Annotated in this window: 11 protein-coding genes; 6 read left to right on the plus strand and 5 right to left on the minus strand. The window is 51.5% G+C overall.

All coding sequences use genetic code 11. From position 1 onward, the window contains the following. Window positions 1–77 precede the first annotated feature (77 nt). Window positions 78–803 (plus strand): leucyl/phenylalanyl-tRNA--protein transferase, encoded by a 726-nt coding sequence (aat, locus tag HMPREF3050_RS01765; protein WP_070773234.1) that lies wholly within the window; start codon window positions 78–80, stop codon window positions 801–803. Window positions 804–1,006: 203 nt separating this feature from the next. Here aat and xth read toward each other — a convergent pair whose 3' ends face one another. After that, window positions 1,007–1,777, minus strand: a complete 771-nt coding sequence (gene xth / locus HMPREF3050_RS01770) for an exodeoxyribonuclease III (protein ID WP_070773235.1) — start codon at window positions 1,775–1,777, stop codon at window positions 1,007–1,009. A 188-nt stretch (window positions 1,778–1,965) separates the two neighbouring features. Beyond that, window positions 1,966–2,247 carry an ArsR/SmtB family transcription factor gene (locus tag HMPREF3050_RS01775; protein ID WP_003766347.1) on the minus strand — a complete coding sequence of 94 codons (282 nt, stop codon included), beginning with the start codon at window positions 2,245–2,247 and terminating at the stop codon, window positions 1,966–1,968. A gap of 797 nt (window positions 2,248–3,044) precedes the next feature. Between HMPREF3050_RS01775 and HMPREF3050_RS01780 the strand changes: the two genes are divergently transcribed. Then, window positions 3,045–3,665 (plus strand): nuclease-related domain-containing protein, encoded by a 621-nt coding sequence (locus HMPREF3050_RS01780; RefSeq protein ID WP_003780289.1) that lies wholly within the window; start codon window positions 3,045–3,047, stop codon window positions 3,663–3,665. A gap of 129 nt (window positions 3,666–3,794) precedes the next feature. Here HMPREF3050_RS01780 and queA read toward each other — a convergent pair whose 3' ends face one another. After that, window positions 3,795–4,826 (minus strand): tRNA preQ1(34) S-adenosylmethionine ribosyltransferase-isomerase QueA, encoded by a 1,032-nt coding sequence (queA, locus tag HMPREF3050_RS01785; protein ID WP_070773236.1) that lies wholly within the window; start codon window positions 4,824–4,826, stop codon window positions 3,795–3,797. A gap of 375 nt (window positions 4,827–5,201) precedes the next feature. Between queA and accB the strand changes: the two genes are divergently transcribed. From accB to prmA, 4 genes are all read left to right on the plus strand, one after another. Beyond that, a complete protein-coding gene (accB, locus tag HMPREF3050_RS01790; RefSeq protein WP_003757188.1) occupies window positions 5,202–5,663 on the plus strand; it encodes an acetyl-CoA carboxylase biotin carboxyl carrier protein in 462 nt (153 codons plus the stop codon). A gap of 70 nt (window positions 5,664–5,733) precedes the next feature. Then, the gene (locus HMPREF3050_RS01795; RefSeq protein WP_003757187.1) at window positions 5,734–5,925 is read left to right on the plus strand and encodes a YqaE/Pmp3 family membrane protein; all 192 of its coding nucleotides are present in this window, start codon (window positions 5,734–5,736) and stop codon (window positions 5,923–5,925) included. A gap of 35 nt (window positions 5,926–5,960) precedes the next feature. Continuing rightward, complete coding sequence (gene accC / locus HMPREF3050_RS01800; protein WP_003757186.1) at window positions 5,961–7,322, plus strand: acetyl-CoA carboxylase biotin carboxylase subunit; 1,362 nt, start codon at window positions 5,961–5,963, stop codon at window positions 7,320–7,322. A gap of 309 nt (window positions 7,323–7,631) precedes the next feature. Beyond that, the gene (gene prmA, locus HMPREF3050_RS01805; protein ID WP_070773237.1) at window positions 7,632–8,519 is read left to right on the plus strand and encodes a 50S ribosomal protein L11 methyltransferase; all 888 of its coding nucleotides are present in this window, start codon (window positions 7,632–7,634) and stop codon (window positions 8,517–8,519) included. Between the two features lie 76 nt (window positions 8,520–8,595). Here prmA and HMPREF3050_RS01810 read toward each other — a convergent pair whose 3' ends face one another. Continuing rightward, a complete protein-coding gene (locus HMPREF3050_RS01810) occupies window positions 8,596–8,937 on the minus strand; it encodes a hypothetical protein (protein WP_070773238.1) in 342 nt (113 codons plus the stop codon). Window positions 8,938–9,066: 129 nt separating this feature from the next. Further along, window positions 9,067–10,080 carry a Fic family protein gene (locus HMPREF3050_RS01815; RefSeq protein WP_246830202.1) on the minus strand — a complete coding sequence of 338 codons (1,014 nt, stop codon included), beginning with the start codon at window positions 10,078–10,080 and terminating at the stop codon, window positions 9,067–9,069. Window positions 10,081–10,161: the final 81 nt, after the last annotated feature.

Below are 10,161 nucleotides of genomic sequence, written 5' to 3' on the forward strand. Positions count from 1 at the left end.
GATTAAATTTAAATCAGGACAAGGCGAGGCAACGTCGTACCGGTTTAAAGTGAATCCACTATACCTTAGGATTTTTAATGAGTATCCCCTTGCTTTACCCTAATGATTACACTTTCCCCGACCCGTTTTACGCGCTGGAAGAATGCGACGGCGTGGTCGGTATCAGCCGCGATTTGGACACGGGACGGCTGCTGTCGGCGTATCGGCAGGGGATTTTCCCGTGGTTCAGCGAAGACGGCTGGTTTTTTTGGCACACCATAGATCCGCGTGCCGTCATCGTGCCTGAAAATCTGCATATCGGGCGTTCGTTGGCGAAAGCCTTGCGCAACAAACCCTATCGGGTAACGGTCAACCAATGCTTCGAAGCCGTCATTGCGCATTGCGCCGCCTTTCCGCGCCCCGGTCAGGACGGCACATGGATTGTTCCCGAATTCCAAGCCGCTTATACCGAGCTGCACCGCTTGGGTCATGCGCATTCGTTTGAATGTTTCTATCCCGATGAAACAGGTCGTCTGAAACTGGCGGGCGGCTTTTACGGCGTACAAATCGGACGGGTATTTTACGGAGAATCCATGTTCGCCCTTGAGCCGGATGCCTCCAAAATCGCCTTCGCGCGAGCCGTCCCGTTTCTTGCCGGATTGGGCATCGAGTTGATTGACTGTCAGCAAGATACCCTGCATATGCATCGTTTCGGTTCGGAACCGATACCGTTCGCCGAATTTCAGACGACCTTGCAACGCTTGAACGCTTTGCCTTTGAAGGAAGCGTTGGGCGCGCGGGTAGTAGGTGGAACGTTGGAATAGCGGCAAGATATATAGTGGATTAACTTTAAACCAGTACGGCGTTACCTCGCCTGTACTATCTGTACTGTATGCGGCTTCGTCGCCTTGTCCTGATTTAAAGTTAATCCACTATAGAGTCGGCCTCGAGTCAGAAGCGAATAGCAAAAGGTCGTCTGAAAACTCAAAAATGAAGTTTTCAGACGACCTTTTTTAAAGATTACGCCTTACAAATCAAATTCAGCCACGACTGGCGCATGGTCGCTGGGGCGTTCTTGCGCGCGCGCGTCCAAATCGACATAAACGTCTTTCAACACGGCAGACAGGGCGGGGCTGATGAGCTGGTGGTCGATGCGCAGTCCGAGTTTGCGTTGGAACATCGCGCCGCGATAGTCAAACCAAGTGTAAAACGCGCCTTCGGGGTGGATTTGGCGCAGGCTGTCGGTCAAGCCCAAATCCAGCAGATTTTTGAACCACTGTCTTTCGATGGATGAGCAGTGGATTTTTTCATGCCATTTTTCAGAATCGTAGCAGTCGGCATCGGCGGGCGCGATATTGAAGTCGCCGAGCAAGACCAGTTTTTCGTGGTGGGTCATTTCGTCGCGGACAAATTCAGTCAATGCGGCAAACCATTGTTCTTTATATTGGAATTTCGGGCTGTCGAGGGCTTCGCCGTTGACGCAATAGACATTGATGACGCGCACGCCGTTGACGGTTGCGGCGATGAGGCGGCGTTGCGGGTCGTCGGGCAGGGCAGGCAGGCCGACGTGTACGTCTTGCGGTTCGCTGCGGCTGATGATGGCGACGCCATTGTAGGTTTTTTGCCCGCTCCAAACGCTGTGCCAGCCCATCATTTGCAGGGCGGCGGCGGGAAATTTGTCTTGGTCGAGCTTGAGTTCTTGCAAGACGAGGACATCGGGCTGATGGTCGGCAAGCCAGTTTTGCACCTGCGGCAGGCGCACGTTGAGGGAATTGACGTTCCAAGTGGTGATTTTCATGCGGGTTCCGTGTGTGAGGGTCGTCTGAAAAGCATTTCGGGCTTATCGGGCAGAATAAGGACAAAACAAAAGCGGTTCATGAAAACCGCTTTGTTGGGTAAACGGGACGCTATTGTAACATCAGGGAATTTCGGCGGCTGCCGGTTTTGAAACAAAAATCCGTTTGAGAAAACAAGGCTCAACAGCCTTCAGGCGGCTTTACGGTTTTCTAAATTGCGCAACGTATCGAGGATGACGGCAGCTTCTTCGGATACCAGCCGGTATTCGATGATGCGGTGGTAGCGGGTGAAATCGATCAGACCTTCGGAGCGCAGGCGCGCGAGATGGTTGGAAACGGCGGTCGCAGGCTGTCCGAGCGCTTCGGATAATTCGGCGATGCTGCGTTCGCTGTCCATCAGCATGAACAAAATGGTCATGCGGTCGGGGTTGGCGATGAGTTTGAGAAGGGAAGAGAGACGTTTGGTTTCCATAGTGAGGCTTTCTTTATCAATAAGATTGGTTTTTAGGGGCTGAAACGGTAGGGCAAAATGAGTTTGATTCTTTTTGCGTTTATCCGTAAATTCAACCGTTTATATCGGGTAAGTATAAAGCAAGCAGCGTGAAAAAGGAGTATGTCCGTTAAAATTTATCGTAAATAATTGTTGTTTCGCCGGCTTTTGAGACAGTAAACGAATCGGGTAAATATGTTTTTGGAATGTGGGTAAAGGTTCTCATTTTATTTTTGTGTTTATAAAAACTAAAGAAACTATTTCTATACAAAGTGTTATCGGCGGTGTCGTATTTGGGAACTGTGTCGGGAGGTTGGAAATATTATTGGGGTCGTCTGAAAACAGAGGCAGGGAAGGGCTGTCGGGGAGTGTGATATTTTGCCGACACTTAAAGAGGTGTGGCGGATTGATGTCACAGATTATTTTTGTAGCGGGATTGGTTTTTTGAAAATTTGCGCGTCGGTTTCGGATTAATTTATGATGAATGCTTGAGATTGAATAATCAGGAGATTTTTTGGATTTGGAAAGTGAAGGGATGGAAATGGTCAGGCAATGTCAGTCTGAAGAATGACTGATTCAAAAAATGATAAGCGGTGTAAATTTTATACAAATGGTATTTTTTATTGTAAATAATATAAATTGCGTTATAATCGTAAAAAATTACATTAGCATTATAAATAAGCTAATACATTATAAAAAATAACATTTTTGCCGTCTGTATGGGGTATGGGGAGTGCTGTTCATGCAGGAGCGGCAGTATTTGCGGGAAAATATCATTTATGGATACCGACTTTCTGTCTTCGGGCGGTCTTGTGCTGACGGGCTGTGCAGCGGCATTTGTGCTGGCAACCTGCCTGTCTAAAAATACGCCTGTCAAACAATTTATCAGCCGTTTCGCCGTCAATGTCCGTGCGGATTGCAGCTTGGACGAATCTGTCTATCATGAGTTTCGCGGCTTGGATATTTATCGGGACGGGCAGCATGAACAGATTGATTATGTTTATGTGTCCTGTTTCGGGATTTTCGTGGTTGCCACGCCGAATTATCAGGGCAGGATTTGGGGCGACGACGGCAATGGGATGTGGACGCAGAAGTTTCACAAAAGCAAGACGCTGTTCCCCAACCCTTTGTTGAAAAACCAGCAATACATTCGGATTTTGTCTGAGAAGCTCCACCTGCCGACGCGGGCGTTTTCTTCGGTGGTGGTTTTTCCGGGTAATTGCCAATTTCAAACCATGATGCCGGACAACGTTACGGAAGACTCTGATTTTGCGGAATATATTTCACAATATACAGAAGTCGTGCTGATGCCCGAAGAAGTCAAGCAAATCAGGGAAGTGCTGGAAGGCTATGAATTTGATTTGGTTTTCAACCGGCAGAGGTTTGAATCGCATGTATGAACAGGGTGGGGTGGTTTGGACAGATTGGGCATAATCGGTTTTTATGTATTGCAGATTGCCCACTTTATAAACCTTCCCAAAAAAACGTCGTCTGAATCGTTTTCAGACGACGTTTTTCTTCAGAGATTTTTAAGGTTCCGAGCGCCCCAAAACCATCGCGTCTCCGTAGCTGAAAAAACGGTATTCATGTTCGACCGCATGGCGGTATACCGCGCGGATGTGTTCCATGCCCGAAAACGCGCTGACGAGCATCAGAAGCGTGGATTTGGGCAGGTGGAAATTGGTAATCAGGCGGTCGATGACGCGGAAGCGGTAGCCCGGCGTGATGAAAATATCGGTGTCACCCTGTCCCGCTTTCAGACGACCTGTCTCGCGCGCGGCGGATTCAAGGGCGCGCATGGAAGTGGTGCCGACTGCCCAAACTTTGTTTCCGCGCGCATGGGCGGCTTCGATGGCGGCGACGGTTTCGGGCGGTACGTCAAACCATTCGCTGTGCATTTTGTGTTCTTCGATTTTGTCCACGCGCACGGGCTGGAACGTTCCCGCGCCGACGTGCAGGGTGACTTCCGCCGTTTCCACGCCTTTGGCTTTCAGACGACCTAAAAGCTCGTCCGTAAAATGCAAACCTGCCGTCGGCGCCGCGACCGCGCCCTGATGTTTGGCATAGACGGTTTGATAGCGCATGTCGTCATCCGCGCCGGCAGCGCGTTCGATATAAGGCGGCAGCGGCAAATGGCCGTTTTGCTCCAGCAGCTCGTAAACGGTTTGTTCGCCTTCAAAGCGCAGGCAGAACAGTTCGTCCGCACGCTCAACCATGACGGCACAAATATCGCCTTCAAAAATCAGCTTCGTGCCGGGTTTGGGCGATTTGGACGAGCGGATGTGCGCCAGCGCGGTGTGGTTGTCCAAAACGCGCTCTATCAAGGCCTCGATTTTGCCGCCGCTCTCTTTTTGTCCGAACAGCCGCGCTTTCATGACTTTGGTGTTGTTGAACACTAAAACGTCGCCCGCCTCAATATAATCAGGCAAATCGCCGAACACGCGGTCTTGCAGCGGCATATCGGGCAGCGCGACCAAAAGACGGCTGCTACCGCGCACTTTGGGCGGGTGCTGGGCAATTAATCGGTCGGGCAGGGTAAAATCGAAATCGGAAATGTCCATAATCTTATTTTGATGCTTACAAATTTTGTCAGGCGGTCATTATACGCACTTTGGCTTTTTTCAGACGACCTTTTCCCTTCATAAACCAACAAATTAGAATAAACACTCATTGAAAAAATACGCATTCGGGCGAAATCTCCGAATTTGCCCGTTTTGTTCAAAAACCGCCTTTTTTCGAGATTTTGCTAGACATTTGTCGGCAAGTTCGGGAAAATAGTCAAATTCATTTACGGGGTTTCTGCTCCTGCGAATGCCCTTTATGCAACCCAATACCGTCCGGCTTGCGCCGTTGCCGCAGGCCGGTTGTTTTCTGAAATATCACGCAACAAACACGGCCGCTTCACGACATTTGGGCCGTATCGTAAAGGAACGAAAATGGATTTGCGCAAATTAAAAAAACTGATTGATTTAGTAGAAGAATCAGGTATCGCCGAAATCGAAGTGACCGAAGGCGAGGAAAAAGTCCGCATCACCCGCGCCACCGCCGCTCCGGCTCCCGTTTATGCAGCACCCGCCCAAGTTGCGGTGCCTGCCCCTGCACCCGCCGCCGCGCCTGCCGCAGCAGCAGCCCCCGCTCCCGCAGCGCCTGCCGCCCGTGACCTGTCCAACGCGCAAAAATCGCCTATGGTCGGTACGTTCTACCGCGCGCCCGGCCCGAATGCCGCCGCCTTCGTCGAAGTTGGTCAGCAAGTCAAAGCCGGCGATACGCTGTGTATCATCGAAGCGATGAAGTTGATGAACGAAATCGAAGCCGAGAAATCCGGCACGGTTAAAGAAATTCTGGTGGAAAACGGTACGCCTGTGGAATTTGGCGAGCCGCTCTTCATCATCGAATAATTCGTTTTCAGACGACCTTCCGGATTGCGGAGAGGTCGTCTGAAATGCTTTCCAACTCAGGATTTCCACCATGCGCCTGTTGTTAGCCATCTTCCTGCCTTTCGCCGTATTCTTCACCATCGGCCGTCCGATTGCGGGCATTATCTGCCTGATTCTCCAATTCACCTTAATCGGCTGGATTCCTGCCGCCATGTGGGCGGTGTACGCGTTGAGCCAATACAAGACCGATGAAAAAATCCGCAATGCGTTGAGCAAAAGGTAACAAGCAGGTCGTCTGAAACCACAGGAAAGGTCATCATGCTGAAAAAAGTATTAATCGCCAACCGAGGCGAAATCGCGCTGCGCGTCCTGCGTGCCTGCCGTGAAATGGGTATCGCCACTGTCGCCGTGCATTCCGAAGCCGACAAAGACAGTCTGCACGTCAAACTTGCCGACGAATCCGTGTGCATCGGCCCTGCCGCTTCCGCACAAAGCTATCTCAATATCCCCGCCATCATCGCCGCCGCAGAAGTTACCGGCGCGGATGCCATCCACCCGGGCTACGGCTTCCTTGCCGAAAACGCCAATTTTGCCGAACAGGTCGAACAGTCCGGTTTCATCTTCATCGGCCCCAAAGCCGAAACTATCCGCCTGATGGGCGACAAAGTTTCCGCCAAACACGCGATGATTGAAGCGGGCGTACCTTGCGTTCCCGGTTCGGACGGCGCCCTGTCCGACGACCCCGCCGAAATCCTCAAAACTGCCGACAAAGTCGGTTATCCCGTGATTATCAAAGCATCGGGCGGCGGCGGCGGACGCGGTATGCGCGTGGTCGAGAAAAAAGAAGACCTGATCAAATCCGTCGAAATGACCAAAGCCGAAGCAGGCGCGGCGTTCGGCAATCCGATGGTCTATATGGAACGCTACCTGCAACGCCCGCGCCACGTCGAAATCCAAGTGCTTGCCGACGAACACGGCAACGCCATCTACCTCGCCGAGCGCGATTGCTCCATGCAGCGCCGCCACCAAAAAGTCATCGAAGAAGCACCCGCTCCCTTCATCGACGAAAAAGCCCGCGAAAAAATCGGCAAAGCCTGTACCGACGCCTGCAAACGTATCGGCTACCGTGGCGCAGGTACGTTTGAATTCCTGTATGAAAACGGCGAATTCTTCTTTATCGAAATGAACACCCGCGTCCAAGTCGAACACCCCGTTACCGAGCTGATTACCGGCGTGGACATCGTGCAGGAACAAATCCGCATTGCCGGCGGCCTGCCTTTGCAATACAAGCAAAAAGACATCCACATCGAAGGCCATGCTTTCGAGTGCCGCATCAATGCGGAAGACCCGTACAACTTCATCCCCAGCCCCGGTCTGATTGAAAGCTGCCACCTGCCCGGCGGCTTCGGCATCCGCGTGGACAGCCATATTTACCAAGGCTACCGCATCCCGCCGTACTACGACAGCCTGATCGGCAAAGTCTGCGTCATCGGTAAAACCCGCGAGCAGGCAATGGCAAAAATGCGCGTCGCCCTCGCCGAGCTTGCCGTAACCGGCATCAAAACCAATACCCCGCTGCACCGCGATTTGTTCAGCGACCCCGGTTTTGAAAAAGGCGGCGTCAGCATCCATTATCTGGAACACTGGCTGGAAGAACGCAAAGCCAAACAGGACAAATAAAACCGTCCCGCTTGGATAGTCGAAGGTCGTCTGAAAAACCATATGGCTTTCAGACGACCTTTTTTCAGACAGGTTGAAACCTGATTTCGGGTGCACATCCGCGATTGCCGGCAAGCCTAGAATATGATTGAACCAACCTGTCCGCCCCCATTTCACGCAAGAAAAAAACGTGTTCAGGCAGAAAAACAATTCAATCCGAAGTAAGTGGCCCGCTGTTGCGCCCATAGTCCAAACATACCGCAAACGACCAACATCGTGTATTTGACCGTCGTTTCCTAATTTCAGACGACCCCACCGAGAAAGCCCATCATGCCCTATCAACAAATCACCATAAACGTCAACGACGCCGTTGCCGAACGCCTCGCTGATGCCCTGATGGAACACGGCGCACTCTCCGCCGCCATCGAAGACGCCTACGCAGGCACCGAAAACGAACAAGCCATCTTCGGCGAACCCGGTATGCCGACCGAACAAATCTGGCAGCAAAGCAAAGTCATCGCCTTGTTCGGCGAAAATGACGATGCCGCAGCCATGATTCAAGCCGCCAGCCAAGCATGCGGGTTGAAAGACTTGGCATACACCAGCGAAATCCTCGCCGACCAAGACTGGGTGCGCCTGACCCAAGCGCAGTTCGACCCCATCCAAATTTCCGAACGCCTGTGGATTACCCCCTCTTGGCACGAAGCGCCCAACAGCAATGCCGTTAATCTCCAGCTCGACCCCGGGCTAGCCTTTGGAACAGGCAGCCACCCGACTACGCGCCTCTGCCTCAAGTGGCTGGACACACAACTCAAAGGCGGCGAAAGCGTCCTCGACTACGGCTGCGGCTCCGGCATCCTGACCATCGCCGCCCTCAAGCTCGGCGCAGGTTCTGCCGTCGGCGTCGATATTGACGAACAAGCCATCCGCGCCAGCAAGGACAACGCCGCACAAAACAATGTCGACGCACAGTTCTACCTGCCCGACGGTTTGCCGCAAGGACAATTCGACATCGTCGTCGCCAACATCCTCGCCAACCCCCTGCGCATGCTCGGCGAAATGCTTGCCGCCCGTACCAAACAAGGCGGCCGCATCGTGTTGTCCGGTTTGCTGGACGAACAAGTCGAAGAACTCAGCGGCATTTACCGCCAATGGTTCGACATCGAACCAGCCGAAATCGACGAAGGCTGGGCAAGGCTCAGCGGGGTCAAACGCTGATAACGATGTGCTCAAACAAAAGGTCGTCTGAAAACCGATTCAGGTTTCAGACGACCTTTTTCATGCCAATCCTGTATCAATAATTGGTCGAACAGAACTGCTCACGCTTGTCCGCATCGGCGGCATAACACGTCAAGCCCATGCCCGCCGCGTTGCTGTTGCTCGCCTTCGCTCCCGGTTTTTTGTTCACCAAAACCTTGCCGTTTTTCCCGATTTCGACGGTTACGCCTTTACCGTTTTTCAGCTTCCATTTCAACACCTGCGCATCGGCATTCTGACACTTGTTGACCGAACAGCCGCCTTCAGCCGCGACATTACCGTTTTTATAAATCACACACTGCTGCTGGCTGTCGGTACAGGCCGCATAGGCAGCAACGGAAAAACAGGAAATCAGCGCGGCAAGCAAAACAGGTTTCATGGTTTGGCTCCTTGGGTGGTGATGATGGGTTTACAATATTTGGAACTATACGCCTGTTTGTATGGGTAAACCAGCGGGTATGAGATAAGTAATATATTGATTTAATATTTAAATAAATTTCTAATTTTATCAATTGGTTGGTAATAAAATATCCATCAGCGCGATATTGATATAGTAGTTGCTTCTGCCTATCTTTTCTTTGTGCAGGAATCCGCCTTCCGTCAGTTCGTCCAGATATTTGGCGGCACTGGGGCGGGAAACGTTCAGCGTTTTCATCAGGAAATCGATTTTTGTGTAGGGATGATTGAACAGGTGGTTAATCAGGTCTTGGCTGTAGAAACTGAAGTTTTCCCTGATGCGGTGTTTGTAGTCCAGCATCGCCTGATGGATGTGCTGCACGGTATCGATGCCATCCTTGGCGGTTTGTTCCACGGCTTCCAGCATATACAGCAGCCAACCTTCCCATTCGCCCGTATCGCGTACGTGTTGCAGCAAGCGGTAATATTCGCTTTTGTTCCGCACCAGATAGCGGCTGAGGTATAAGACGGGAATATCCAGCAATCCGGTTAAAACCAGATACAGCACATTGATAATCCTGCCTGTTCTGCCGTTGCCGTCGTAAAACGGGTGGATACTTTCAAACTGATGGTGGAGCAGCGCCATGCGGATCAGCGGGTCGATAGGTTTTTCCGTGTTGTCGTCGTTGATAAATGCTTCCAATCTGCCCATCAGGCGAATGATGTCGTCCGTATGTTGCGGCGGCGTATAGACGGTTTCGCCGGTACGGTCGTTTTTCAGCATCGTTCCCGACTGTTTGCGGAATCCGGCACGGTTTCTTTCCAACTCGGCCTGTATCGTCAAAATATGATTGTTGGTCAGCATTCCGTGTTCTTGGATAAGGCCGAAGCCACAATGCAGTGCTGAAGCATAATTCTGCACTTCTTTGATGGCAGGACTAGACGGGCTTGCCGATATTCCTGCGCGGAACAGTTCGTCATGGGTGGTAATGATATTTTCGATTTCGGAACTGTCTTTGGCTTCCTGCAAAGACAGCGTGTTAATCAGAATGCCTTGGTTGGGAATACTGCGGCAGATGCCTTTTAATTCGGCCAGATAACGATGGGCGGAAGCCAGTTTTTTCAAGACGGCGACAGTTTCGAAATCTATTTCGGGAGGGAATTGTTCGATCGAGTATAGTCAATTAAAAACAAAATGGTACAATAC

The sequence above is a fragment of the Neisseria sp. HMSC065D04 genome (assembly GCF_001815675.1).
Lineage (GTDB): Bacteria > Pseudomonadota > Gammaproteobacteria > Burkholderiales > Neisseriaceae > Neisseria.